Raw genomic sequence first — 23,738 nt, 5'->3', positions numbered from 1 at the left:
CGTCGCCAGCTTCGGACAAGTCGATGCGCTTGTCACAGCGATGCAACTTCGCGCTGGCACGTGACCACTCCAGTGCAGCCCTGTCAATCGATAAAGCCTTGGCTGCACGTCGGCCGGATCGCGTGAAGCCTCTCGATCGAGGCGCCGGAGCTGCCTGGCTGAGCCAAATCGGCCTTGCCGTCCTTGCAGAAAATCGAACGAGACATATATCGGGGGCGTTCGATCAGCCGCTGTGCCTCGTTGAATGCGCCCGCGGGCACCTTTTCCAAAGACATCGACCGAGTTGAAAGCGTTCGCGCGATTGTCGCGCGCCAGCCCGTTCGATCCCCGGATCGAGCGGGTTTTGCCGGTTGCACAACGGAGTGAAGCATGAGCGCCAGGAAATCCGCCGAGCTGTCACCCGAAAGCATCGCGCGCTCCAATCGCAGGCGCCTCGCCGCCGAAGAGGGAGCACTTGCACTGGCAGACGTCGAAAGGCAGTCCATCGAGATTCGCAAGAACATGGCGCGGCTTCGAGAGGCGCGCGAAGCCAAGCAAGCGGCTGACGCAGCCCTTCAAGCGGCGTTGCCGGCACCCGCGGTCAAGAAGCGCTCGAGCAGAGCGGCGCGAAAGCCGTCTTCAACGCCGCCGACGGAGCAGCCATCGCTACCCGCGAACGGTTCATAGCCCCGGAGATCGGGCCTCAGGCGCGCGGGCTCACTTCGCCTGCTTTGCCGCCCGGATCTCGGCGAACTCGGCGTCGGGATGGGTGACGATGGTGGTGAACATGATGCCGCTGATGATGAGCGACCAAGCGGTGTTCCAATAGATCCAAAACACGTGCCAGCCTCCGGTTCGACCTCGTCCGCTTGCGGGATCAGCATAACGGCAAGGCGAGGCTGATGTTCCCGGCGCGAAATACAGCGCTATTTTTGTTTGGTCGGCGGCAGCGTGCGATCGGTTTGGCCGGTGTGGCGCTTTGCCACGACGTCCTCATCGTGCGGACCCTCGCGCGGGCGCGGCGGCGGCTTGGGCTGGCCTTTCTGGCCGCCATGCTTGCCGCCCATGTCGGGCTTGCCTTCGAGGTCATTTTCACGCGGCATATGGGTCAATGCACTCCCGCGGCATTGGTTCGCAATGCCGATGCGATGTTGTGCCTGTGAACGAGTTCATAGGATCGTCGCCGTTTGCAGTGCACGATCATGTGCGGGCCCCGGGGTTTCAAACAACGGATGGACTTGGCTTGATGCGGAAACGATTGGTCGCCTGGACCATTTTGACCTGCGCGCTGCTGGCGGTGGCCGTGTGGGGCCTGCTCGGGGCACCCAACACTGCGTCCGGCCCGCATCTGCCCTCCCGCAGCCAGACGGCCGCAGTGCGGTAGCCACCGCGCGACCGATACAATTTCGGCATCGATCGATCTTCAACCGGAACTTGGTAAGGCGGCACGGCTCCCGCTATCCTCCGGACAAAACGACAAGGCCGTAACGCTGTAAGGAGGAGCCCCATGCCGAGACCGACACGCCGCATCGCGCCACGCGCTGCGATCGCCACCACCCTCGCCTTCCTCACCCTCGTTTCTGGAGTCCGCCCCGGCATGGCCGAGACCTTCGCCTATGTCGGCAACGCCGACAGCAACGACATCAGCGTGTTCAAGCTGGCCGAGAGCGGCGAGATGACACCGGTGCAGACCGCCGCCTTCACCGGCGTCGACAAGCCCGGCTCGTCGACACCGCTCGCGATCACACCCGACCACCGCGTGCTGATTGCCGGCGTGCGCTCGCAACCATTCCTCGCGGTGAGCTTTGCGATCGATCCCAAGACGGGCCAGCTCAGCCCTCTCGGCAATGGTCCGCTTGCCGACAGCATGGCGAACATCGCCGTCGACAGCACTGGCAAATTCCTGTTCAGCGCCTCCTATGGCGGCAACAGGGTCGCGCTGAATCCGCTCAGCCCGAACGGCGTCGCCGGCGAGCCGAAGCAGGTGATTCCGACCGGGCTGAATGCGCACGCCTTCCTGCCCTCGCCCGACAACCGCTTCGTGTTCGCGACCAATCTCGGTTCGGATCAGGTGCTGACCTTCGCGTTCGATGCAGTCGCGGGCACGCTGGCGCCGAGCGATCCGCCGGTGACCAAGGTGCCGGAGAAATCGGGACCGCGGCACTTCGTGTTTCATCCCAACGGCAAGTTCGTCTATCTCGTCCATGAGCTGAACGGCGACGTCGCGGCGTTCAGCTATGAGGCCAAGAGCGGCGCATGGGACGAGATCCAGCGCACCACCGCGCTGCCGGAAGGCTTTACTGGCAAGCCCTGGGCCGCGGACATCCACATCACCCCGGACGGCCGCTTCCTCTACGCCTCCGAGCGCACCACCAACACGCTCGCCGGCTACAAGGTCGACGCAACAAGCGGCAAGCTGACCACGATCGGCAGCGTGCCGACGGAGAAGCAGCCGCGCGGCTTCCACATCGATCCGTCGGGGCGTTACCTCGCCGCAGTCGGCGAGCTCTCCGACAGCATGACGGTCTATGCGATCGACCAGAGCAGCGGCGCGCTCGCCAAGCTGAAATCCTATCCCACCGGCAAGAAGCCGAACTGGGTGGAGTTCTTGACGCTGCAGTGAGGCTACTTTCCTACCCTCCCCTGGAGGGGTCCGAGACGAGCGTAGCTCGCTCGTGGGTCGCTAGGCATTGAGCGAAGCGAAATGCGTAGCGGGGTGGGGTGACGGCCTCTCCGCCTCGCACACTGCCCGAGTGGAGAGATCACCCCACCCCGCTCGCGCTGCGCGCGATCGACCCTCCCCCTCCAGGGGAGGGTAAGAGACGGCGAACCTCTTCGTCCTTGCCACGACTAATCCAACAAGCGGCATCGCGCCGCCTGCGCTGCGGCATTCTCATCCGGCCGGCCCATGGTCCGCCGCGGTTGCTTCTGCTAACGATGAGGCCGTCAAGGCCCCAACCGGAATGACCGATGCGTTCATTGCCTGCGCGTTCCTTTCCTAAAAAACTCGTTGCTCTCGCCGGACTGGTTCTGCTGTCCGCCCAGCCCGCGCGCGCCGCCGATGACGACGCGCCCAAGGGGCCCGCGGTCACAGTGCTGAAGGTCGCAAAATCCTGCTTCTCCGACATCGTCGAGGCCACCGGCACGATCATCGCGCGCGAGGAGACCTCCGTGCGGCCGGAACGTCCCGGCCTGAAGGTCACGGACGTGCTGGCGGAAGCCGGCGACACCACCACGGCCGGCCAGGTGCTGGCGCGGCTGGCGCTGCCCGAAGGCGGCACGCTTCAGGTCACCGCCCCCGTGGCGGGCGTGATCGCGACGTCGACCGCGCAGATCGGCAACCTCGCCTCGGCCAAGGGCGAGGCGCTGTTCACGATCGTGGCGCGCAGCGAATATGATCTGGTCGGCCTGGTCGCGACCACCGATATTCGGAAGCTCGCGGTCGGCCAGCAGGCGACGGTGCGCATTGCCGGCGCGGGCGATCTCGACGGCAAGGTGCGCCGCATCGGACCGACCGTCGAGCCGAACATCCAGCAGGGAATGGTCTATATCGGCATCTCCTCGCAGAAGCGGCTGCTGCTGAACGCGAGCGGGCGCGCGCTGATCAAGACCGGGCAGAGCTGCAACGTCGCGGTGCCGCTGACCTCGGTGCAGTATTCCACCGCCGGCACCGTGGTGCAGGTGATCCGCCGCAACCGCGTCGAGACCAAGCGGGTTGAGATCGGGCTGATGTCGGGCGGCAATATCGAGGTTCGCGACGGCCTCAACGAAGGCGATATCGTCGTCGCCCGCGCCGGCGCGATCCTGCGCGAAGGCGATCCGGTGCGCCCGGTGATGGCCACGGAAGCCGCGAAGTAGGGCTCGCCTCAACCGTCATTGCGAGCGAAGCGAAGCAATCCAGAATCTTTCCGCGGAGAGACCCTGGATTGCTTCGCTTCGCTCGCAATGACGATGTGGGGGCAGTGGTGCGTTACACACGCAGACCGTAGGGTGGGCAAAGCGACTTGTCCGCCGTAGCTCGGCGAGCGAAGGCGGAAGCGTGCCCACGTCTTCTATTGAAATCTCGAAAAGATGGTGGGCACGGCGCTTTGCGCTTTTGCCCACCCTACAATTTGCGGCTAGCCGCCGGCTGCTTCGCCGAAATGGACGTCCTCGAGCAGCGAGGAGGAGATGGTCGGGACCTGGTCGCCTTCGGAGGCGCGGGAGATGGCGACGCGGGTCTTGTTGAAGACGCTTTCGGCGCTGCCCTGCGCATTGAGGTTGGTGAGGAACTCGCCGACCAGCACGCTGTACTCGCCCTTGCCGTCGTCGACGACCTTGCCGGGCGAAGCCGAGGAAAGGATCAACGCGTTGTCCGTCGCGCTGATCGGTGCAAGACCATGGCTGTAGGAGCGGAAGCGGCGCTCGTAGGGGTTACGGCGGGAGGCGTCGACGACGACGAGCTTGGCCTTGGCGCCCTGCTCCTTCATCATGTCGAGCACGCCGTCGATGGACACGCCCTGGCGGCGGACGTCGCTTTCCTTCCAGATCACCGCATCGACCGGCAGCATGTAGCTCTCGCGGCCGGCCTGCACGCCGTAGCCGCCGAAGAACAGCATGACGACGGTGTCGCGCTTGATCCGGGACTTCAGGCGGTTGACGGCGCGGACCATGTCGTCCTTGGTCGCGTCTTCCACCATATCGACGTCAAAGCCGTTCTTACGGAGCGACGAGGACAGCGCGCGGGCGTCGTTGATCGACTGCGTCAGCGGCGCGCTGGCGTCGGGATAATGTCCATTGCCGATGACGAGGGCGAGGCGGGACGACTGGCCGATCGAGCCGGTGACCTCGTCGGTCGCCACGGCCTTGGCGGCATCGATCGCGCGCATGTTGAGGGCAGCATGGGCGCCGATCACGAGCGACACCGTGCCGATGAGGGCTGCGGCCACCGCGATCGTGCGTCTGGAAAGCTCGAGCTGCCTTACATTCATCTCGGTTCGTTCCTGTGCCAAAGACCAGCCAAGCGCGCGCACAATGTTTGAGTAGCGCGATGGTGGCTTCAGGTTTGAGGGATTGGCCGGGGATGTGCCCCCGAACTGCGCGCAATTTGCGGCGCCGCACCAAACAAAGCCTTAACCGGATATCTCCTCCCCGGCAATAGATCGCCCAAAATTTGAGCTAAGTGACTGAAGATATTGGTTAATCCTCCGAGCAGAATTTGCACGTCTTTTCGTCGCGAGCCCCTTGTAACGGCCTTAATCATGCAGCTCCCGTGCCGGATTTTTCCGTGACCGCCATCACATTTGAATTTCCCGCGAATCCGGGTAGCTTTTTCAAAGACTTGCAGGGGGTGGCGCGCAGATGGGAGCGTGCCGGCCGGCCCCTGGCCAAGACCCCGCGACCAGGTATTTCATGAGCTTTCATTATTTTGCCGGCGCTGCCTGCCGGGCGCTGACGGCGCGAAAAGACGGCCCGTCGCTTTATGACGTCTGCGATCCCGTATTGTCGGGCCCAGCCAGCGGCGATCCGCATCTGGCCAAGTTCTACAAGACCGCGCTCGGCAATCCCGCATTGCGGATCCTGCTCGGTCGCGCCGGGCTGCCCGAGTTGCGCGACGAGGCGAAGCTGACCCGGCTTCGCACGGCACTGGTGCGGGCACGCGACGACGCCGAGCCCGACTGGGCGGCGATCGGCCAGCCCGTCGCCGATCTCGTCGACAGCATCGCGCTCGACCATCCAAAGCCGCCGCCGGCGATATTCACGGGCCTAGCGCCGCAACAAGCGCAGATCGACGGCGTGATCCGCGACTGCGCGCAGCATCTGCTCGGCTCGTACCGCAAGAACGGCTTCCTGCCGACCTATGCCGCCTTCAACCTGATCGGCGACCCCGATGTCCGCGGGCGCGAGCTGACCATGGCGCTGACGGGGCTGAACGCGCGCGGCTACAAGAACTCCTCGCTGCTGTTCAACCTCGCCCGCGTCTTCATCGCGCGTTCACAGGCAGCAGCCGTCGTCAATCCGCCCTGGAGCGGCATTGCCGAGCCGATGTGGGAGCCGGTGCAGATCCGACACCGCTCGGCCTATTACGACGCGTTCTTCATCGAGGCGCTGCTGAGCTATGTCGAGACCGGGCTCGCTTCGCCGGCCGACAAGATTGCAGCCGAGCGTGCGATCGCCGACATGGTCGATTTCTGCGTCAACATCAGCCGCGAAGAGGTCGAGGGTATCGACGGCACACGCTTCAACGTCATCACCGCGCTCGCGCCGGCGCCGCATCCGCGCTTCTCCCGCTTCTTCGCCCAGATCAAGCAGGACCTCGGCTTCGGCGTCTACGTGCCGGATTGCGACACCACGGCGTGCTCGATCTCGGCAGCGACGCAAGCCGGCTGCACCGATCCGATCATCGACCAGCCGCTGCTGGACTTCTATTCGGGCTATCAGGTGCTCGCCGGCGTCAACGAACCGCGCGTGACCGTGCCGCTCAACGACAACATCGACTACGAGGGCGGCGTCGCGACCTGGATCGATAACCTCAAAGGCGAGCGGCCCTACGGCAACGATCTCGATCCGACGCTCAATCTCGACATTCTCGAGGTCAGCTTTCGCAACCTCGCGCGCTGGAAGATTTTGGAGACGCCGGCGCGGCTGGCGACCGTGCATCGCATCATCGGCTTCCAGAAGCGGCTCGCCGCCAACGGCGCCTTCGCCAATCCGCGCTCGCACATCTATTATCTGCCCGAGCTCTACAGCGCCTATTTCGGCCGCTGCTATGCGGCCTTCCTCGCACTGCCGCTGGCAGCACAGGCCGCGATCGACCCCGACGGCGATTTCGATTTCATCCGCCATCGCGTGCTCTCCTACGTCAAGGGCGAGCTGATGGCCGCGGAGATGAACGTGTTCGACGCGGCGCTGGCGCTGATCGCGCTCGGCCATCTCGGCGCCGACCCGCGCGCCTTCGCGCCGGCGCTGAACGTGATCGTCGCGAGCCTCGGCGAAGGCGGTCGCCGCGGCCCGTTCCGCGCCTATGAATGGAACAAGATGAAGACGCCGACGCGGATTCTGGTCGGTGGTCCCGAGGTGACGTCGGCCTTCGTGCTGATGGGGCTGGCCGTGGCGAAGCGGGCGATGGCGGGGCGGGGGTAGGTCTCGTAGGGTGGGCAAAGGCGCGCTCTTCGCGCGCCGTGCCCACCATCCGCCACCGCGCTGGACATGGTGGGCACGCTTCGTTTTGCCCACCCTACGAGACCGTCGTGCAATGACGGGAAGTTGAAAGCTCAATCGTTGGGCAGGCGCTGGCCGGGCGGCCAAAAGCCGACCACAATTGCGACGTCTATCGAGATTTTCCTCACACGCGGACCGGCATGTTGCGAAAATTCCTGATTGCGCTGTCTTTGCTCGCCATCCCCTCGCTGGCCCAGGCCGCCGACATCACCGGCACCGCAAAGGTCCGCTCCGGCGATTCCGTCCTGATCGGGAACACGCGGGTCCGGCTTGGCGGCATCGACGCGCCCGCGGTCGACCAGCTCTGCCTCAATACAAAAACCGAACGCTGGACCTGCGGCATCGCGGCGCGCGACGAGCTCGCCAAATACACCGAAGGCAAGAGCTGGGTCTGCCACGCCCGCGCGATCGACCGGCGCGGCCGCACCGTGGCGCGCTGCGAGGTCGGCGGCGAGGACATCCAGAAATGGCTGGTGCGCAGCGGCTGGGCACTCGCCTACACCCGCGTCTCTCACGACTACGAACCCGATGAGGCCGCCGCGCGCGAGGCCAAAGCCGGCATGTGGCAGGGCGCCTTCATCGCGCCGTGGGACTGGCGCGTCCGCAACAAGAAAACCACGATCCTGGGCGCCACCAAGCCGCCCGAGGGCGCGCATGCGGTGCTGCTCGCCTCGGCCTCCGGGCCGGTCGCGCCCTCGCCGGACTGCACCATCAAGGGCAACGTCAACACCGCCGGCGAGTGCATCTATCACCAGCCGACCAGCCGCTGGTACACCCAGATCAAGATGAAGATCAGCAAGGGCACCCGCTGGTTCTGCTCGGTGGAAGAGGCCGAAGCCGCCGGCTGCCGCGAGACCAAGAGATGAGTGCATGGTCCTGAAAAGTGTGAGGCGGTTTTCCGACAAGACCATGCTCGAAACAAAAACCACCCCAGACCTGCGTTTTGCGTGCTTTTCTTGGGCTTCCACGGCGCGTAGAACGTGAGTCAGCGACCCACCAGCCTGTTCTCAAGCAACAAGGACCAACAGCAATGACCGTTCGCGCGGGCCGGGAATTTCTGGCCATCCCCGGGCCCACCACGATGCCCGACGAGGTGCTGCAGGCGATGCATCGTCCGGCGATCGACATCTACTCCAAAGAGATGCACGAGCTGACCGATACACTTCTCGCAGACATCTCGAAGCTGTTCGCGACCAAGGGCAAGTCCTACATCTACATCGCCAACGGCCATGGCGCCTGGGAAGCCGCGCTGAGCAACGTGCTGTCGCGCGGCGACAAGGTGCTGGTGCTGGAGAGCGGGCGCTTCGCGATCGGCTGGGGCAACGCCGCCGCCCTGATGGGCGCCGAGGTCGAGGTGCTCAAGGGCGACTGGCGCCGCGCGGTGCGGCCGCACGAGGTCGAAGAGCGCCTGCGCCGCGACAAGGAGCACACCATCAAGGCCGTCGTCGTCGTCCAGGTCGACACGGCATCGGGCGTGCAGAACGACATCGAGGCGATCGGCAAGGCGATCAAGGCCAGCGGCCATCCCGCGCTGTACATGGTGGACACTGTCGCCTCGCTCGGCTGCATGCCGTTCGAAATGGACAAATGGGGCATCGACGTCGCGATGTCCGGCTCGCAGAAGGGCCTGATGACGCCGCCCGGCCTCGGCTTCGTCGCGGCGAACGCGCGCGCACTCGAGGTGCAGAAGAAGGCCAACATGTCGACGCCCTATTGGAGCTGGAGCGAGCGCGAGGGCAGCGAGAATTATCGCAAATATGCCGGCACCGCGCCGGTGCATCTGTTGTTCGCGCTGCGCAAGGCGATCGACCTGCTGCACGAGGAAGGGCTCGAAAACGCGTTCCGCCGCCACAGCCTGCTCGGCGAAGCCGCGCGCCGCGCCGTCTCCGCCTGGTCGGAAGGCCAGGTGCTCGGCTTCAACGTCGCGGAGGCGAGCGAGCGCTCCAACACCGTGACCACGGTGACCATGAGCAATGGCCACGATCCGGCGCTGCTGCAGCGCTATTGCAAAGACAAGTGCGGCGTCGTGCTCGGCACCGGCATCGGCGATCTCTCCGGACAAGCCTTCCGCATCGCCCATATGGGCCACGTTAATGCGCCGATGCTGCTCGGCACGTTGGGGGTGGTCGAGATCGGGCTGAATGCGCTGAAGATCCCGCACGGCAAGGGCGGGCTGGAAGCCGCGGTCGCGTATCTCGGCGAGCAGGTGGCGGTCTAGACGCGCTTTCTTCCTTCTCCCCTTGTGGGAGAAGGTGGCGTAGGCGGCCTTCGGCCGCCGTTCTTAGGAACGCCGAAGCGAAGCTTCGGCTATGGCGCCGGATGAGGGGTTGTCTCGGCGAACTCAATTGCGAGATGGACTCGCGGATAGATACCCCTCACCCGTCTCGCCGCTACGCGGCGAGCCACCCTCTCCCACAGGGGGCCTGTTGCGTAATTCGTCAATTGTGATTCCCTAGGGCAAAGCCTTGGAGGGTAGCGATGGCGGTCAAGCGGACGGGACAGCCGAGCTTTGTGGAAGCGCTGATGCCGAAGGGGGCCGGCGCCAATGCGGCGCTGGATCGGCTGGCTGGCCTGGTCAAGTGGTACCGGTTCGAGAAGCTGATCGGCCATTTGCGGGATGAAGGGAGCCCCGGTCGACCAGGCTATCCGGTGCTGGTGCTGTTTCGTGCTGTGCTGTTGCAGTCGCTGTATGGTCTTTCGGAGCGCGAACTCGAGGAAGCGCTGGGCGACCGGTTGTCGTTCAAGCGCTTCGTCGGTTTGAGCCTTGAGGATGCGACGCCCGACCATACGGTCCTGAACCGCTTTCGGAACCAGCTTGTCGAACAAGGCCTGCTGGAGAAGCTGTTTGGTGAGCTGGATCGTCAGCTTGAGAATGCCGGCGTCATCCTCAAGCGCGGCACGATGCTGGATGCGACCTTGATCCAGGCGGTGTCGGCTCCTCCGAAGGAGGATCGCCCCTCAAACGATCCCGACGCCCGCTTCACCAAGCGGCAAGGCAAGAGCGGCACGACGTTCGGTTACAAGGCCCATGTGGGTGTGGACGAAGGATCCGGCTTGATCCGCACGGTACTGACCACACCGGCCAACATCAACGACACGACACCGGCGGACGCTTTGATCCGCGGCGATGAAGCTGCGGTGTGGGCCGATGCGGCTTACGACACCCATGCCCGACGGGCCCGGCTGAAGGCGGAGGGCAAGAAACCCCGCATTGCTCGTCGGCCCAACCGGCATCACCCGGAGTTGCCGCCGAGGCTCAAACGCTACAACCTCCTCATCGCGCGCCGCCGAGCCCAGGTCGAGACCACCTTCGCTACTCTCAAACGCCGCATGCGGCTGACCTGCATCCGCTACGTCGGTCTGATCAAGGCGACCGGGCAAGTTCTGCTCGCCTCAATCGCCTTCAACATGAGGCGGTGGGCCACGATCGCCGCGTGAGCTGCCCGCTGAGGGCAACAACTACAGATCTTCGCAGGCATTGCCAGGACCAAGGCCTTCTCTCCTGACGTCTTCAGCCTCAAAAGCCGATAACGCAACAGGCCCACAGGGGGAGAGGGGGAAAGGTCAGCGCTCCACGCGATAGGCCTCGACCTGAGCTTTCAGCGCATCCAGCGACGCGAGCGGCGCCTCAGGATCGACGCGATACTCTCCACGCGCCAGCCAATTCAGCACCTTCGCATCGACCGCCGGCGAATGGTGGATGACGTCGCTGTAGTTATCGAGATCGTGCGTCACCGCCCTGATCGCGCGGAAATCGTACAGACGCACATTCGGAAGCTGCGTCAGCCGCTCGGCGATGCGCGCGGTGAGGTCGGTGACGATCTTCAGCGTCGCAGGCGAGGCATCACGCATCGCCACGAACTGCAGGATCGAATAGGGCGGCAAGTAGATGTCGAAGGTCACGTCCGGATGACGCGTGATCAAGCCGACGGCGTCGCGTTCGAAATGCCGGAGCATGGCGTCGTAGCCATAGCCTTCGCCAAGGAAGCGGCTGCGCACGGGGCTCGTGATGTAAGCGAACGAGGCAAGCGTCTTCTTCGCATTGTAGTCACGCGCGACGTCGAAATCGCGCGGCAGCGCGTAGATGTCGTCGACGTCGGACAGCGCGAACTTGACGGGGAGAAACGGCGCCGCCTGGGTCAGCTTCTGCTGCAGCGGCGGGATCGACCGCAGCAGCACGAACAAGGATTCCTTCGCCATCGCGGCGCTGAACAGATAGGACGCGATGCCCTTCGTTGTCTGGCGATAGAGATCGACGGACAGAAAGGGATCGGCCTCGATATCCGCCGCATCGACAAAGATGAAATCGTCCATCGCCCAGATCACGCGCCGGGCGCCGCGCTCGATCGCCCGCTCCAGCACAAAGCCCTGCTGGCGCGAATTGGACCCGGTCATCGCCAGCTTGAGCGAGTGGACGCCGAGCGCGCGATCGATGTCGCTCTGGCGGAAACGGATCGCGAGCGAGGTGCCCATGAAGGCGGTGTCGAACGACTGGCTGCGGATCAGCCCGGCATTCTGCACGCGCGTGTCGTCGGAATAGAAGGCCAGTCGCGACGGGCGAAACAGTTGCAAGGGATCGACGAGATAGGTGAGTACCGCCGCGCCCAGCACGCAGGCGATGCTGGCGAGCAGAAGACGTCTCAGATGTATGAAATTGCCTCGCATCAGAACCGGAAATAGATGAATTCGCTGTGGCTCTGGATGCCGAGAATCCCGAGAGCGAGCACCAGCGCCGCGCCGTAAAGGAACAGCGGTCGCATCCGTCCTGCCGGCAGGGCCTCGCCGACCCTGCGATTGTCGTGATCGTATCCCATGATCGCTTGCGTGTTCGGCGACATCCACACCAGCGCGGCGTAGATCGACACCAGAACCAATGCGGCGATCTCCTCGCGGCCGAGGACGATATTCGACGGATCGGCCATCGCGTGGAGGACACGCAGCGCCCAAGTAACGCTCTCGGCGCGAAAAAAACCCAAGCCACGACGACGGCGAGGAACGTCAGCACGGCTCCGACGATGCGGACCGGACGCACGAGCAACGTCGGGACGTTGGGCACCAGCGCGTTGAAGGCATGATTGACGCAGAGATAAGCGCCATGCAGCGCGCCCCAGGCGACAAAAGTCCAGGCCGCGCCGTGCCAGAGCCCGCCGAGCAGCATCGTGATCATCAGATTGACGTAGCGCAGCACGCGGCCGCGGCGATTGCCGCCGAGCGAGATGTAGAGATAGTCGCGCAGGAACTGCGACAAGGTCATGTGCCAGCGGCGCCAGAACTCGACGATGCTGGTGGCCTTGTAGGGTGAGTTGAAATTCACGGGCAGGAAGATGCCGAACATCAGCGATATCCCGATCGCCATGTCGGAATAGCCGGAGAAGTCGAAATAGAGCTGGAACGTGTAGGCGAGCGCACCACACCAGGCCTGATCAAAGCTCGGCGAGCGCGCCTCGAAGGCGAGCGCCACCAGGGGCTGGATGCCATCGGCAAGGCAGGTCTTCTTGAACAGGCCGATCGCGAAGATGACGATTCCGCACAGGATCAGGTGTGCGTCCGGATACTTGGTCTCCTTCCGCTCGAATTGCGGGATCATGTCCTTGTGGTGGAGGATCGGCCCCGCGATCAGGTGCGGAAAGTAGGTCACGAACAGCGCGTAGTGCGGCAAGGCGTAACGCGCGACCTGGCCACGATACGCATCCACCAGGAACGCGATCTGGGTGAAGGTGTAGAAGGAGATGCCGACCGGCAGCAGGATGTGGACCGCAACATGCGTACCGGCCAGCGCATTGATGTTCTCGGCGACGAAGCCGGCATATTTGAAGATGCCGAGCACCAGGAGGTCGCCGACGACGCCGAGCGCGAGCGCCGCCTTTCGTTGCATTGGGGCGAGCTTCGCCGCGATCAGGAGATAGCCGACGCCGTAGTTGAAGGCGATCGAGACCAGCAGCAGGCCCACGAACTGCCAGCTGCCGAAGGCGTAGAAGGCGAGCGAGGCCAGCGCCAGCCAGATCACCGGCGCCAGATTGCTGCGCCGCCCGAGCCAGAAATAGCCGGCCAGCACGGCCGGCAGGAACAGCAGGATGAACGGGTAGGAATTGAACAGCATCAGGCTGGACCGGCGGCGGGGGGTATCGCCCCTAAAGCATACAAGGGGGCGATCAACAACCCGGCGACTTGGCGCAGTCCTTGGCGCAGCGGCGCTGGCAATTCGCGGAATCGGGACGATATAAGGTGGAATACGGCGAGCGATGCGGCGCGCCTTTCTTCTCCCTCTCCCCGTTCTTACGGGGAGAGGTAAAGAGGGAACGCAGCGCGAGTACGAGATGATGAGGACCGAGTGACACAAGCCAAGACACCTTCCCAGCCCCCCGTCGCCCCGCGCCGGCCGCATTCCTTCACGCGGCACGGGATCACCGTGGCCGACGACTATGCCTGGCTGAAGGACGAGAAATGGCAGGAGGTGCTGCGCGATCCCGCCGTGCTCGATCCCGACATCCGCAAATATCTCGATGAAGAGAACGGCTACACCGAGAGCCTGCTCGGCCACACCTCGTCGCTTCAGAAGACGCTGGTGCGCGAGATGCGCGGGCGGATCAAGGAGGACGATTCCAGCGTGCCCTCGCCCGACGGACCGTTCGCCTATTTCCGGAGGTTTCGCGAGGGTGGGCAGCACGAATTGTTCGGCCGCATGCCGCGCGACGGCGGCGAGGGCCAGATCGTGCTCGACGGCGACGCGCTCGCCAAAGACCACAAATACTTCAAGTTCGGCGGCAGCCGCCACTCGAACGATCACAAGCTGCAAGCCTGGAGCGCCGACACCAAGGGCTCGGAATATTTCTCCATCCGCGTCCGCGACTGGGCCACGGGCAAGGATCTTGACGATTTGGTCGAGGAGACCGACGGCGGCATCGTCTGGAGCAAGGACTGCAAGAGCTTCTTCTATGTGAAGCTCGACGACAACCATCGCCCGATGCAGGTGTGGCTGCACAGGCTCGGCACCAGGCAGGCCGACGACTCGCTCGTCTACGAGGAGCAGGATTCCGGCTGGTTCACCCATCTGCATGAGAGCACCAGCGGCCGCTTCTGCGTGATCGCGGGCGGCGATCACGAGACCTCGGAGCAGCGGCTGATCGATCTCGCCCACCCCGAAGCGCCGCCGCGCCTGGTCGCGGCGCGCGAGGACGGCGTGCAATATTCGCTGGCCGACCGCGGCGACGAGCTCTTCATCCTCACCAATGCCGATGACGCCATCGATTTCAAGATCGTCACCGCGCCGCTTGGCGCACCCGAGCGCAAGAACTGGCGCGACCTGATCCCGTATCGTCCCGGCGTCTACATCATCGACCTCGATCTCTATGCCGGCCATCTGGTGCGGCTGGAGCGCGCCAATGCGCTGCCGTCGGTCGTGATCCGCGATCTCGCGACCAGGGACGAGCACGCCATCGCCTTCGACGAGGCGGCCTATTCGCTCGACACGATGGGCTCCTACGAATTCGACACCACGAACTTGCGCTTCGCCTATTCGTCGATGACGACGCCGTCGGAAGTCTACGATTACGACATGGTCAAGCGCACGCGGACCTTGCGCAAGCGCCAGGAGATTCCGTCCGGTCACGATGCGGCCGACTATGTCACGACGCGCATCATGGCCAAGGCGCATGACGGCGCCGAGGTGCCGGTGTCGATCCTCTATCGCCTCGGGCTGAAGCTCGATGGCTCGGCGCCGCTGCTGCTCTACGGCTACGGCTCCTACGGCATGGCGATGCCGGCCTCCTTCAACGCCAACCGCCTCTCGCTGGTCGACCGCGGTTTTGTTTACGCCATCGCCCATATCCGCGGCGGCGCCGACAAGGGCTGGGGCTGGTATCTCGACGGCAAGCGCGAGAAAAAGACGAACAGCTTTGACGATTTTGCGGCCAGCGCGCGGGCGCTGATCGATGCGAAATACACCAGCGCAAAACGCATCGTCGGCCATGGCGGCTCGGCCGGCGGCATGCTGATGAGCGCCGTCGCGAACCGCGCCGGCGAATTGTTCGCAGGCATCGTCGCCGAAGTGCCGTTCGTCGACGTGCTCAACACCATGCTTGACGACACGCTGCCGCTGACGCCGCCGGAATGGCCCGAATGGGGCAACCCGATCGAGAGCGAAAAGGATTTTCGCACCATCCTGTCCTACTCCCCGTACGACAATGTCGCGGCGAAGGACTATCCGGCGATCCTCGCGATGGGCGGCTTGACCGATCCGCGCGTGACCTATTGGGAGCCGGCCAAATGGATCGCGCGCCTGCGCGCGACCATGAGCGGCGGCGGCCCGGTGTTGCTCCGCACCAACATGGGTGCCGGCCACGGCGGCGCATCGGGGCGGTTCGACCGGCTGGACGAAGTCGCGATCGTCTATGCGTTCGCGCTTTGGGCAGCGGGGATGCCGGAGGCGTGACCTTGTAGCCCGGATGGAGCGCAGCGAAATCCGGGATTCGTGCAGACGGCAAGACCGCCCCGGATTGCGCTGTGCTCCATCCGGGCTACGGGCCTCTCCCCGCACGCGGGGAGAGGCGAAGGAATTCGGCAGCTCTGTAGGGTGGGCAAAGGCGCATCGCGCCGTGCCCACCATTTTTCAGCAATTGCGACGAGAGCGGTGGGCACGCTTCGCTTTGCCCACCCTACGGCAGCTTAGCTGGTCAGCTCTGCCTCACACCGCCCCATGCGCCTCGACGTACAGCGCATACACCGAGTGGCTGCTCGCCATATAAAGCCGGTTGTTCTTCGGGCCGCCGAAGCAGAGGTTGGCGCAACGTTCGGGCAGCTTGATGAAGGCGAGCGGCTTGCCGTCCGCGTTGAACACCATCACGCCGTCGAGATCTTCCGACTTGCCCCTGAGCTGAAAGACCTTGCGGCCGCCGATGTCGGTGGGTTCGGATTGCAGCGCGCCGTTGGAGCCCCAGCCGCACCAGAGATTGCCGTCGCGATCGACGCGAAAACCATCGAGCGAGGCCTGGTCGGCGGCATCGATCAGCTTGGTCTTGCCGCTCAAGCTGCCGTCGTCGCCGACATTGTAGCTCCAGATGCTGCGGTTGGGCGTGCCCTTCCATTCGACGATGTAGAGCTTCTTCTCGTCCGGCGAGAAGGCGAGGCCGTTGGGATTGACGAGGTCGGTGAGGACGGCGCTGATCTTGCCGTCCTTGGCGATGCGATAGACGTTGGTGGTGGCCTGCTCGGACTTCTCCTTGTTGCCTTCCCACTCGCCGTTGATGCCGAACAAGGGATCGGTGAACCAGATGCTGTCGTCGGACTTCACCACGATGTCGTTCGGCGCGTTCAGCCGCTTGCCCTCGAACTTGTCGGCGAGAACCGTGATTTTGCCGTCCTTCTCGGTGCGGGTGATGCGGCGGGTGACGGAGTGCTCGCAAGTGACGAGGCGGCCCTGGCGGTCGCGCGCATTGCCGTTAGCGTAATTGGCGTTGGCGCGGAACACGCTGGTCTGCCCGGTCTTCTCGTCGAACTTCATGATCCGGTTGTTGGGAATGTCCGAGAACAGGAGATAACCGCCCTCGGGGAAATAAGCGGGGCCTTCGGCCCAGCGCATGCCAGTCGCGACCTGCTCGACCGTTGAGGAATAGAGCCGGTATTTTCCAAAGCTCGGATCGAGGATCTGGACGGCGGGATCGGGGTAGCGCTGGTTGGGCGTGAACGGAAACGACTGGGCACCGGCGGTGCGGGCGAGAAGTGCGGACGCCGCCGCCGCACCGGCGCCGGCCATGAGACTACGTCGCGTGAGATTCATAAGTATCCTCCCTGCTCGATAAAAGGCCGGCGCTTGATGCGCCGGCTCGTTTCTTGACGTGACTTAGCTTCGACCTAGCGGCCGTTCTTCTTCCGCCATTCCGCGAAGTCGGTGAGCGTCTGCGGATCGGTGGCGGGATAGAGCCCAAAAATGCCGCGGCCGTTGCCGACTTCCTCGGTGACGAAATCCTCGAACGCCGTCATCTCAAAGGTTTCGTTCGCGATCTCGTCGGCGAGATGCGCGGGGATCACGATGACGCCGTCGCTGTCGCCGAGAATGACGTCGCCCGGAAATACCGGCGCATCGCCACAACCGATCGGTACGTTGATCTCGATCGCCTGGTGCAGCGTGAGATTCGTCGGCGCCGAGGGGCGATGGTGATAGGCGGGGATGCCGAGCTTGGCGATCTCGGCGGAATCGCGAAAGCCGCCGTCGGTGACGACGCCGGCGACGCCGCGCTTCATCAATCGCGTCACCAGGATCGCACCGGCCGAGGCCGCGCGCGCGTCCTTGCGGCTGTCCATCACCAGCACGCTGCCGGGCGGACAATCCTCGATCGCCTTGCGCTGCGGGTGGGAGCGGTCCTTGAAGACGTCGATGGTGTTGAGATCCTCGCGCGCCGGCATGTAGCGCAGCGTGAAGGCCTCGCCGACCATGGTCGGCTGGTCGGCGCCGAGCGGGTGCACGTCCTGGATCATCTGGATGCGCAGCCCGCGCTTGAACAGCGCGGTGGCGACGGTGGCGGTGGAGACGGATTTGAGTTTTGTGCGGGTGGCTTCGGTGAGTTTTGTCATGTGTATCCTCTTGTCATTCCGGGGCGCCGCGCAGCGGCGAGCCCGGAATCCATCGGGCCGCACGCAACGCGGTGAAATGGGTTCCGGGTTCGCGCTACGCGTGCCCCGGAACGACGGTCAGTAAATCGACGGCTCGCCGATCGGCGCGCCGAAATCGGTCTCCAGGAAGTCGAAGTCGCAGCCGTCATTGGCCTGCTTGATGTGTTTGGTGAACATCCAGCCATAGCCGCGCTCGAAGCGGCGCTCGGGCTGCTTCCAGGCGGCGCGACGCTTTTCGAGCTCGGCTTCGGACACATCGAGGTTGATAGTGCGCGCGGCGACGTCGAGCGTGATGCGGTCGCCATTCCGCACCAGCGCCAGCGGGCCGCCGACATAGGATTCGGGCGCAACGTGCAAAATGCAGGCGCCATAGCTGGTGCCGCTCATGCGCGCGTCCGAGATCCGCACCATGTCGCGCAGGCCCTGCTTCACGAGCTTGGTCGGGATCGGCAGCATGCCCCACTCCGGCATGCCCGGCCCGCCCTGCGGCCCTGCATTGCGCAGGATGAGGATGTGATCCTCGGTGACATCGAGGTTGGGATCGTCGACCGCCTTCTTCATCGACGGATAGTCGTCGAACACCAGCGCAGGCCCGGTGTGCTTGAGGAAGCGCGGCGCACAGGCACTCGGCTTGATGACGCAGCCATCGGGCGCGAGATTGCCCTTGAGCACGGCGAGCGCGCCTTCCTTGTAGATGGGGTTATCGACGCCGCGGATGACATCGGCATTGTGCACTTCGGCGCCTTCGATGTTTTCGCCGACCGTCTGGCCGGTGACGGTGATGCAGTCGAGATGCAGATGCGGCTTGATCTGGCTCATCAGCGCCGGCAGGCCGCCGGCATAGAAGAAGTCTTCCATCAGATAGGCATCGCCGCTCGGTCGGACGTTGGCGATCACGGGCACCTTGCGGCTCGCCTTCTCGAAATCGTCGAGGCCGATGTCGAGGCCGGCGCGGCGGGCCTGCGCGATCAGATGGATGATCGCGTTGGTCGAGCAGCCCATCGCCATGGCGACCGCAATCGCGTTCTCGAACGCCTTGCGGGTCTGGATCGTCTTCGGCGTCAAATCCTCCCACACCATCTCGACGATGCGCCGGCCGCATTCCGACGCCATGCGGATGTGGTTGGCGTCGGCGGCCGGAATCGAGGAGGCGCCGGGCAGCGTCATGCCGATCGCCTCGGCAATCGCGGTCATGGTCGAGGCGGTGCCCATGGTCATGCAGGTGCCGTAGCTCCGCGCGATGCCGGCTTCGATATCGAGCCAGTCCTTGTCGGAGATCTTGCCGGCGCGCCGCTCGTCCCAGTATTTCCAACCGTCGGAGCCCGAGCCGAGCGTCTTGCCCTTCCAATTGCCGCGCAGCATCGGACCCGCGGGCAGATAGATCGCGGGAATGTTCATCGAGGTCGCGCCCAAGAGCAGCGCCGGCGTGGTCTTGTCGCAGCCGCCCATCAGCACCACGCCGTCCACGGGATGGCTGCGCAACAGCTCCTCGGCATCCATCGCCAGAAGGTTGCGGTAGAGCATCGTGGTCGGCTTCAAGAGCGATTCCGACAGTGACAGCGCCGGCAGCTCCAGCGGGAGGCCGCCGGCCATCAGGATGCCGCGCTTGACGTCGTCGACGCGCGACTTGAAGTGCATGTGGCAGGGCTGCGCGTCCGACCAGGTGTTGAGGATCGCGATGATCGGGCGGTCCTTCCACTCCTCCGGGGCGTAGCCCATCTGCATCGTGCGGGAGCGGTGGCCGAACGAGCGGAGGTCGTCGGGCGCGAACCAGCGCGCGCTGCGGAGCTGGTCGGGCGTGATTTTCTTCTTGGTCATGATTGGGTGCCCCATTTCTGGACGGTATTCCGCTCGATGGCGCGGAAGATCAGGTTCTCGACAAAAAGCCCGATGATAATCACCGTCAAGAGGCCCGCGAACACTGCGGGTATGTCGAGGAGATTGCGGTTCTCGAAGATGAACCAGCCGAGCCCGCCCTGCCCCGAGGACACGCCGAACACCAGCTCGGCCGCGATCAGCGTGCGCCATGCAAAGGCCCAGCCGATCTTGAGGCCGGTGAGGATCGAGCCGAACGCCGCCGGGATCAGGATTTTCGCGACATAAGGCAGCCCGCGCAGGCCGTAATTGCGCCCGACCATGCGCAGCGTGTTGGACACGCTCTTGAAGCCGGAATGGGTGTTGAGCGCGACCGGCCACAGCACCGAATGGATTAGCACGAAGACGAGGCTGCCATTGCCGAGCCCGAACCAGATCAAGGCGAGCGGCAACAGCGCGATCGCCGGCAACGGGTTGAACATCGCCGTAACAGTCTCGAGGAAATCGGTGCCGATCCGCGTCGAGATGGCGAGCACGGTGAAGATCGCGGCGAGCACGATGCCGGCCGAATAGCCCATGAAAAGGACTTTCAGCGAAGCCCAGGCGCGCATCGGAATGGTGCCGTCTTTCACGCGGTCCCAAAGCGTCACGATGGTGTCGTGCAGCGTTGGAAACAGCAGCGGATTGTCGAGGGCGACGCCATAGGCTTCCCAGACCGCTGCCAGAAACAGGATGATGACGGTCTTGCGGACAAAACCGTCGTTCCACAACAGCTCCGGCACGCTCAGCTTGCGCTCGACCTCGCCCGCACCGCCGGTCGCGGCAACCGACGCGTCGCGCAGCAATATTCTCGCCTCGCCCATGACAGGCTCCCTCAATGCGCCACAGCTTCGGCCGCGAACAGGAGATCGTGGATCTCCTTCTCCAGCCGGCCGGCGCTGCCGTCTCCATTCGAGACCTTGTCGACGTCGACCACCTCGGCCTTGACCCGGCCGGGATGCGGCGACAGCAGCAGGATGCGGTTGCCGATGCGGATCGCTTCCGCGATCGAATGCGTCACGAACAGCACCGTGAATTTGGTCTCGCTCCAGAGCTGAAGCAGCTCGTCCTGGCAGGTGCGCCGTGTCAGCGCGTCGAGCGCGGCGAACGGCTCGTCCATCAGCAGGATATCGGGCTCCATCGCCATGCCGCGCGCAATCGCGACGCGCTGCTTCATGCCGCCGGACAGCGTGTGCGGATAGGCGTCGACGACGCGGGTGAGGCCGACCTTCTCGATATAGGCCCGTGCGCGGGCCTCGGCGTCCTTGCGCGACAGCTTTCGCGCGGGCAGCAGCGGGAACATCACGTTGGCAAGCACGCTCTTCCAGGGCAGCAGCTGGTCGAACTCCTGAAAGATCATCATGCGGTCCGCGCCCGGACCATGAATCTCGCGATCGTTGATGGTCATGCGGCCCTCGCTCGGCGTCATATAGCCGCCGACGGCCTTGAGCAGGGTCGACTTACCGCAGCCGGACGGCCCGAGCAGCACGAAGCGGTCGGACCTGTCGACCGTGAAGCTGACCCTTTCGGTGGCGGTAACGACGGCGCTGGAGGTCTTGTAGCGCAGCGTCACCCCGTTGACGTCGAGCAGCGCCATCAGTTGCCTTTCAGGTCGTGCGCGACGGGGAGGTAATAGTCGGTCCAGGCCTTGGGCTGCATCTTCAGTGTGCCGGTCTTGAACAGATGGGCTGCGAATTTCATCGTGCCCTGCGGCTCGAGATTCCATTCCATCATGCCGGGCTCCTTGAGGAGATCGAGCAGCTCTTCCACCGAGGTCTTGTCGCCGGTGATCTCCTTGTAGATCTCGACCGCCTGCTTGGTGTCGCTGCGGATCAGATCCTGCGCTTCCTTGGTGGCATCGCGCACCGCCTGGATGATCTTCGGATTGGCGTCGGCGAATTTCGTCGTGGTGAAGAACTGGGCCTGGCTCAGCGGGCCGCCCATTACGTCCGGCGAGTTCAGCACGACATGCGCGCCCGGCACGTTCTTCAGCTCGAGGAAGGTGAAAGGCGGGATCGAGAAGTGGGTGTGGACCTCGTGCTTCGAATTGGACAGCGCCGCATAGGCGTCGGGATGGCCAAGCTGCACGGTGTTGGCGTCCAGCTTCGACCATTGGTCGGCACCGAAGGCCTCGGCGGCCGCGATCTGAAGCACGATCGCCTGGGTCGAGACTTTTACGGTCGGCACCGCGATCTTGTCGCTCGGACCAAGATCCTTGATCGACTTGATGTTGGCATCGCGGCTGATCAGCGTCATCGGCTGCGCCGAGGTCGCGACGATGCCCTTCACGCCGCCGCGGGTGCGGTCCCACAGCAACAGAAGATTGCCGGTGCCGGTGTTGAGGATGTCGACGCCGCCGGCGAGCAGCGCATCGGTCTGCGCGCCGCCGCCGGAAAAGGTCACCCATTTGGTGGTGACGCCGGGTACGCCGAGCGAAGCTGCGTGCTTCTCGATCAGCTTCTGCTTTTCCATGATGTGGCTCGGCATGTAGAAAATGCCGGGCTGGCGCGACAGCGAGATCTCGGATTTCTGCTGCGCATGCGCCGCGGATACCGGCAGGACGGTTGCGGCGATCAGGGCGGCAGCCGCAAGCTTGCTACGAAGATGCTTGATCATTGTTGTGTGTTTCCTCCGGCCAGCGTCGAGCTGCGTTGACCCTGCTGATGCACTAATATATTAGTGCATCAAAGGCAAGCCCGCGGGACCCGACATGGAAGCAACCCATACCGCGCTGCGCGCGGCACGACCCGCCCGGCTCGATCGCGCCCGCCAGGCCGCGCCGCAGGTGTTCGAGCGGCTGCGCAATGCGATCATCGCCCTGGAACTGCCGCCGGGCGCCCCCCTGTCACGCGCCGAGCTCGCCGGCCAGTTCGGCGTCAGCTCGACACCGGTGCGCGATGCGCTGATGCGGCTGGAGGAGGAAGGGCTCGTCGACGTATTTCCGCAGCACGCGACCGTGGTCAGCCGAGTCGACGTCGGCCGCGCCGAGCAGGCCCATTTCCTGCGCCAGGCGCTGGAGCTCGAAATCGTCCGGATGCTCGCGGAACAACATGACCAGGCCCTGGTCATCCGTCTTGACCACGCGATCGCGCTCCAGCAGCAATTCGCCAAGGCCGGGGACTTCGAGAGCTTCATCGCCGCCGACAATGATTTTCACGCCCAGCTCTACGCCGCCGCCGGAAAGCAAGACCTGTGGACGCTGGTGCGCAGCCGCAGCGGGCATATCGACCGGCTGCGCCGGCTGCATCTGCCCTCGCCCGGCAAGGCCCAGAACATCGTCCGCCACCACAAGCTGATCACGCGCGCGATCGAGGCCGGAGAGGCCGATGCCGCGCAACAGCATCTGCGCAAGCACCTGTCGGGCACGCTCAGCGAGCTCGACAAGATCCGGAGCCACCATCCCGAATACCTGACCGATTAGGCCCGCGACACGATCCGGGCGTGCGTCAGGGACCGCATGTGCACGTAAGCATGCATATGACCGACCTCGCCGAAATCGCGCGAGGCGGACAAGGTGTCGGCCGCGAAGTGCTTGCAGGCCGGACGGAAACCGCGCAACAATTTCGCATTTGATGCTTTGATTTGGGGTCGCTGGAACGTCCCATCCGGCCCGGAGGGTTTCAGACGTGGCCAACATCCTGATTGTGGATGACGACCCGGCCGTGCAGATCACGATCCGGCTGATCCTGGAGAGGGCCGGCCATCACGTCACCGCCGCCGGCGACGGCCACACGGGGCTTGCGCTGTTCGAGGCGAGCCGGTTCGACCTCCTGTTCCTCGACATATTCATGCCCGGCATGGACGGACTGGAGACGATGCGCCACATCCGGGTGCTGCAGCCGACCCTTCCGATCATCGTCATTTCCGGCCGCGCCGTCGCGCCAGACGCCTATGCCGAGCCGGACTTTCTGAAGATGGCGACCAAGCTCGGCGCGGTCGCAAGTCTGCAGAAGCCGTTCCGGCCGGACGCCCTGCTCGCCGCTGTCGACGGCTGCCTCACATCCGCGCCGCTAGCCAATGCCGCCTCCGGCAGCCGATGACGGGGCGATCCATGTTGCAGCGTAGCAGGACATTCGGGACCGCTCGCGACGCAGCGC

General features: G+C 64.5%; 24 protein-coding genes and 1 pseudogene. 13 read left to right on the top strand and 12 right to left on the bottom strand.

The features are described 5' to 3' along the window. Positions 1–83: 83 nt before the first annotated feature. On the bottom strand, positions 84–410 hold the full coding sequence (locus ACVJ5M_RS05720) for a hypothetical protein (protein WP_187387869.1): 327 nt from the start codon (positions 408–410) through the stop codon (positions 84–86). Between ACVJ5M_RS05720 and ACVJ5M_RS05715 the strand changes: the two genes are divergently transcribed. Then, on the top strand, positions 370–666 hold the full coding sequence (locus ACVJ5M_RS05715; protein ID WP_084794926.1) for a transcriptional regulator: 297 nt from the start codon (positions 370–372) through the stop codon (positions 664–666). The two genes, ACVJ5M_RS05720 and ACVJ5M_RS05715, sit on opposite strands and share 41 nt — an antisense overlap. A gap of 30 nt (positions 667–696) precedes the next feature. Here ACVJ5M_RS05715 and ACVJ5M_RS05710 read toward each other — a convergent pair whose 3' ends face one another. Continuing rightward, the gene (locus ACVJ5M_RS05710) at positions 697–819 is read right to left on the bottom strand and encodes a hypothetical protein (protein ID WP_256376446.1); all 123 of its coding nucleotides are present in this window, start codon (positions 817–819) and stop codon (positions 697–699) included. Between the two features lie 62 nt (positions 820–881). On the opposite strand from ACVJ5M_RS05710, the gene ACVJ5M_RS05705 reads away from it, so the two are divergent. From ACVJ5M_RS05705 to ACVJ5M_RS05690, 4 genes are all read left to right on the top strand, one after another. After that, complete coding sequence (locus ACVJ5M_RS05705) at positions 882–1,142, top strand: hypothetical protein (RefSeq protein ID WP_187387868.1); 261 nt, start codon at positions 882–884, stop codon at positions 1,140–1,142. An 83-nt stretch (positions 1,143–1,225) separates the two neighbouring features. Continuing rightward, complete coding sequence (locus ACVJ5M_RS05700; protein WP_175627410.1) at positions 1,226–1,363, top strand: hypothetical protein; 138 nt, start codon at positions 1,226–1,228, stop codon at positions 1,361–1,363. A 123-nt stretch (positions 1,364–1,486) separates the two neighbouring features. Continuing rightward, positions 1,487–2,602 (top strand): lactonase family protein, encoded by a 1,116-nt coding sequence (locus tag ACVJ5M_RS05695; RefSeq protein ID WP_063980485.1) that lies wholly within the window; start codon positions 1,487–1,489, stop codon positions 2,600–2,602. Positions 2,603–2,949: 347 nt separating this feature from the next. Further along, complete coding sequence (locus tag ACVJ5M_RS05690; protein WP_063980484.1) at positions 2,950–3,837, top strand: efflux RND transporter periplasmic adaptor subunit; 888 nt, start codon at positions 2,950–2,952, stop codon at positions 3,835–3,837. A gap of 260 nt (positions 3,838–4,097) precedes the next feature. Here the strand turns inward: ACVJ5M_RS05690 and ACVJ5M_RS05685 are convergent, their stop codons facing one another. Continuing rightward, on the bottom strand, positions 4,098–4,949 hold the full coding sequence (locus tag ACVJ5M_RS05685; RefSeq protein ID WP_063980483.1) for a caspase family protein: 852 nt from the start codon (positions 4,947–4,949) through the stop codon (positions 4,098–4,100). Positions 4,950–5,370: 421 nt separating this feature from the next. On the opposite strand from ACVJ5M_RS05685, the gene ACVJ5M_RS05680 reads away from it, so the two are divergent. The 4 genes from ACVJ5M_RS05680 to ACVJ5M_RS05665 all read left to right on the top strand — a co-directional run bounded on the left by ACVJ5M_RS05680 (position 5,371) and on the right by ACVJ5M_RS05665 (position 10,617). After that, positions 5,371–7,101: a hypothetical protein gene (locus tag ACVJ5M_RS05680; RefSeq protein WP_063980482.1), complete on the top strand. Its 1,731-nt coding sequence runs from the start codon at positions 5,371–5,373 to the stop codon at positions 7,099–7,101. 218 nt (positions 7,102–7,319) lie between these two features. Beyond that, positions 7,320–8,045 carry a thermonuclease family protein gene (locus ACVJ5M_RS05675; protein ID WP_063980481.1) on the top strand — a complete coding sequence of 242 codons (726 nt, stop codon included), beginning with the start codon at positions 7,320–7,322 and terminating at the stop codon, positions 8,043–8,045. 164 nt (positions 8,046–8,209) lie between these two features. Continuing rightward, positions 8,210–9,397, top strand: coding sequence for a pyridoxal-phosphate-dependent aminotransferase family protein (locus tag ACVJ5M_RS05670; protein ID WP_063980480.1), 1,188 nt, complete (start codon positions 8,210–8,212; stop codon positions 9,395–9,397). Between the two features lie 260 nt (positions 9,398–9,657). Then, complete coding sequence (locus ACVJ5M_RS05665; protein ID WP_166348444.1) at positions 9,658–10,617, top strand: IS5 family transposase; 960 nt, start codon at positions 9,658–9,660, stop codon at positions 10,615–10,617. 126 nt (positions 10,618–10,743) lie between these two features. On the opposite strand, the gene ACVJ5M_RS05660 is transcribed toward ACVJ5M_RS05665, so the two are convergent. From ACVJ5M_RS05660 to ACVJ5M_RS05650, 3 genes and pseudogenes are all read right to left on the bottom strand, one after another. Next, positions 10,744–11,844, bottom strand: a complete 1,101-nt coding sequence (locus tag ACVJ5M_RS05660; protein ID WP_283017915.1) for a hypothetical protein — start codon at positions 11,842–11,844, stop codon at positions 10,744–10,746. Continuing rightward, positions 11,844–12,101 (bottom strand): hypothetical protein, encoded by a 258-nt coding sequence (locus tag ACVJ5M_RS05655; RefSeq protein WP_354132412.1) that lies wholly within the window; start codon positions 12,099–12,101, stop codon positions 11,844–11,846. Before ACVJ5M_RS05655 ends, ACVJ5M_RS05660 begins: the two co-directional genes overlap by 1 nt. A gap of 173 nt (positions 12,102–12,274) precedes the next feature. Continuing rightward, positions 12,275–12,817: pseudogene (locus ACVJ5M_RS05650) on the bottom strand (MBOAT family O-acyltransferase); the annotation flags it as partial. On the opposite strand from ACVJ5M_RS05650, the gene ACVJ5M_RS05645 reads away from it, so the two are divergent. Continuing rightward, positions 12,773–13,471 (top strand): hypothetical protein, encoded by a 699-nt coding sequence (locus ACVJ5M_RS05645; protein ID WP_354132411.1) that lies wholly within the window; start codon positions 12,773–12,775, stop codon positions 13,469–13,471. The pseudogene ACVJ5M_RS05650 and the gene ACVJ5M_RS05645 overlap by 45 nt on opposite strands. Positions 13,472–13,510: 39 nt before the next feature. Further along, the gene (locus tag ACVJ5M_RS05640) at positions 13,511–15,610 is read left to right on the top strand and encodes a S9 family peptidase (RefSeq protein WP_354100570.1); all 2,100 of its coding nucleotides are present in this window, start codon (positions 13,511–13,513) and stop codon (positions 15,608–15,610) included. Positions 15,611–15,862: 252 nt separating this feature from the next. Here the strand turns inward: ACVJ5M_RS05640 and ACVJ5M_RS05635 are convergent, their stop codons facing one another. From ACVJ5M_RS05635 to ACVJ5M_RS05610, 6 genes are all read right to left on the bottom strand, one after another. After that, positions 15,863–16,954: an SMP-30/gluconolactonase/LRE family protein gene (locus ACVJ5M_RS05635; protein ID WP_063980475.1), complete on the bottom strand. Its 1,092-nt coding sequence runs from the start codon at positions 16,952–16,954 to the stop codon at positions 15,863–15,865. Between the two features lie 74 nt (positions 16,955–17,028). Then, positions 17,029–17,748, bottom strand: coding sequence for a ribonuclease activity regulator RraA (locus ACVJ5M_RS05630; RefSeq protein ID WP_063980474.1), 720 nt, complete (start codon positions 17,746–17,748; stop codon positions 17,029–17,031). 117 nt (positions 17,749–17,865) lie between these two features. Next, positions 17,866–19,605 carry an L-arabinonate dehydratase gene (gene araD / locus ACVJ5M_RS05625; protein WP_354100569.1) on the bottom strand — a complete coding sequence of 580 codons (1,740 nt, stop codon included), beginning with the start codon at positions 19,603–19,605 and terminating at the stop codon, positions 17,866–17,868. Continuing rightward, positions 19,602–20,465: an ABC transporter permease gene (locus ACVJ5M_RS05620; RefSeq protein WP_063980472.1), complete on the bottom strand. Its 864-nt coding sequence runs from the start codon at positions 20,463–20,465 to the stop codon at positions 19,602–19,604. The genes araD and ACVJ5M_RS05620 overlap by 4 nt, the downstream gene beginning before the upstream one ends. An 11-nt stretch (positions 20,466–20,476) precedes the next feature. Next, positions 20,477–21,238, bottom strand: coding sequence for an ABC transporter ATP-binding protein (locus ACVJ5M_RS05615; RefSeq protein ID WP_354100568.1), 762 nt, complete (start codon positions 21,236–21,238; stop codon positions 20,477–20,479). Beyond that, positions 21,238–22,257 carry an ABC transporter substrate-binding protein gene (locus tag ACVJ5M_RS05610; protein WP_063980470.1) on the bottom strand — a complete coding sequence of 340 codons (1,020 nt, stop codon included), beginning with the start codon at positions 22,255–22,257 and terminating at the stop codon, positions 21,238–21,240. The genes ACVJ5M_RS05615 and ACVJ5M_RS05610 overlap by 1 nt, the downstream gene beginning before the upstream one ends. Before the next feature lie 94 nt (positions 22,258–22,351). Here ACVJ5M_RS05610 and ACVJ5M_RS05605 point away from each other — a divergent pair, with 94 nt between their 5' ends. Beyond that, complete coding sequence (locus ACVJ5M_RS05605; protein WP_063980469.1) at positions 22,352–23,062, top strand: GntR family transcriptional regulator; 711 nt, start codon at positions 22,352–22,354, stop codon at positions 23,060–23,062. 205 nt (positions 23,063–23,267) lie between these two features. After that, positions 23,268–23,681: a response regulator gene (locus ACVJ5M_RS05600; protein ID WP_063980468.1), complete on the top strand. Its 414-nt coding sequence runs from the start codon at positions 23,268–23,270 to the stop codon at positions 23,679–23,681. The last annotated feature ends 57 nt before the right edge of the window (positions 23,682–23,738 follow it).

The sequence above is a fragment of the Bradyrhizobium sp. S3.7.6 genome (assembly GCF_054061875.1).
The sequence above is the reverse complement of the archived record's forward strand: the minus strand, read 5'-3'. Positions and strand labels throughout refer to the sequence as shown.

Bases quoted from the DNA above. Each gene is read 5' to 3' on its own strand.
- ACVJ5M_RS05715 (WP_084794926.1), top strand. From the start codon at position 370: ATGAGCGCCAGGAAATCCGCCGAGCTGTCACCCGAAAGCATCGCGCGC.
- ACVJ5M_RS05720 (WP_187387869.1), bottom strand. From the start codon at position 410: ATGCTTTCGGGTGACAGCTCGGCGGATTTCCTGGCGCTCATGCTTCAC.
- ACVJ5M_RS05705 (WP_187387868.1), top strand. From the start codon at position 882: ATGTTCCCGGCGCGAAATACAGCGCTATTTTTGTTTGGTCGGCGGCAG.
- ACVJ5M_RS05700 (WP_175627410.1), top strand. From the start codon at position 1,226: ATGCGGAAACGATTGGTCGCCTGGACCATTTTGACCTGCGCGCTGCTG.
- ACVJ5M_RS05695 (WP_063980485.1), top strand. From the start codon at position 1,487: ATGCCGAGACCGACACGCCGCATCGCGCCACGCGCTGCGATCGCCACC.
- ACVJ5M_RS05690 (WP_063980484.1), top strand. From the start codon at position 2,950: ATGCGTTCATTGCCTGCGCGTTCCTTTCCTAAAAAACTCGTTGCTCTC.
- ACVJ5M_RS05685 (WP_063980483.1), bottom strand. From the start codon at position 4,949: ATGAATGTAAGGCAGCTCGAGCTTTCCAGACGCACGATCGCGGTGGCC.
- ACVJ5M_RS05680 (WP_063980482.1), top strand. From the start codon at position 5,371: ATGAGCTTTCATTATTTTGCCGGCGCTGCCTGCCGGGCGCTGACGGCG.
- ACVJ5M_RS05675 (WP_063980481.1), top strand. From the start codon at position 7,320: ATGTTGCGAAAATTCCTGATTGCGCTGTCTTTGCTCGCCATCCCCTCG.
- ACVJ5M_RS05670 (WP_063980480.1), top strand. From the start codon at position 8,210: ATGACCGTTCGCGCGGGCCGGGAATTTCTGGCCATCCCCGGGCCCACC.
- ACVJ5M_RS05665 (WP_166348444.1), top strand. From the start codon at position 9,658: ATGGCGGTCAAGCGGACGGGACAGCCGAGCTTTGTGGAAGCGCTGATG.
- ACVJ5M_RS05660 (WP_283017915.1), bottom strand. From the start codon at position 11,844: ATGCGAGGCAATTTCATACATCTGAGACGTCTTCTGCTCGCCAGCATC.
- ACVJ5M_RS05655 (WP_354132412.1), bottom strand. From the start codon at position 12,101: ATGGCCGATCCGTCGAATATCGTCCTCGGCCGCGAGGAGATCGCCGCA.
- ACVJ5M_RS05635 (WP_063980475.1), bottom strand. From the start codon at position 16,954: ATGAATCTCACGCGACGTAGTCTCATGGCCGGCGCCGGTGCGGCGGCG.
- ACVJ5M_RS05630 (WP_063980474.1), bottom strand. From the start codon at position 17,748: ATGACAAAACTCACCGAAGCCACCCGCACAAAACTCAAATCCGTCTCC.
- araD (WP_354100569.1), bottom strand. From the start codon at position 19,605: ATGACCAAGAAGAAAATCACGCCCGACCAGCTCCGCAGCGCGCGCTGG.
- ACVJ5M_RS05620 (WP_063980472.1), bottom strand. From the start codon at position 20,465: ATGGGCGAGGCGAGAATATTGCTGCGCGACGCGTCGGTTGCCGCGACC.
- ACVJ5M_RS05615 (WP_354100568.1), bottom strand. From the start codon at position 21,238: ATGGCGCTGCTCGACGTCAACGGGGTGACGCTGCGCTACAAGACCTCC.
- ACVJ5M_RS05610 (WP_063980470.1), bottom strand. From the start codon at position 22,257: ATGATCAAGCATCTTCGTAGCAAGCTTGCGGCTGCCGCCCTGATCGCC.
- ACVJ5M_RS05605 (WP_063980469.1), top strand. From the start codon at position 22,352: ATGGAAGCAACCCATACCGCGCTGCGCGCGGCACGACCCGCCCGGCTC.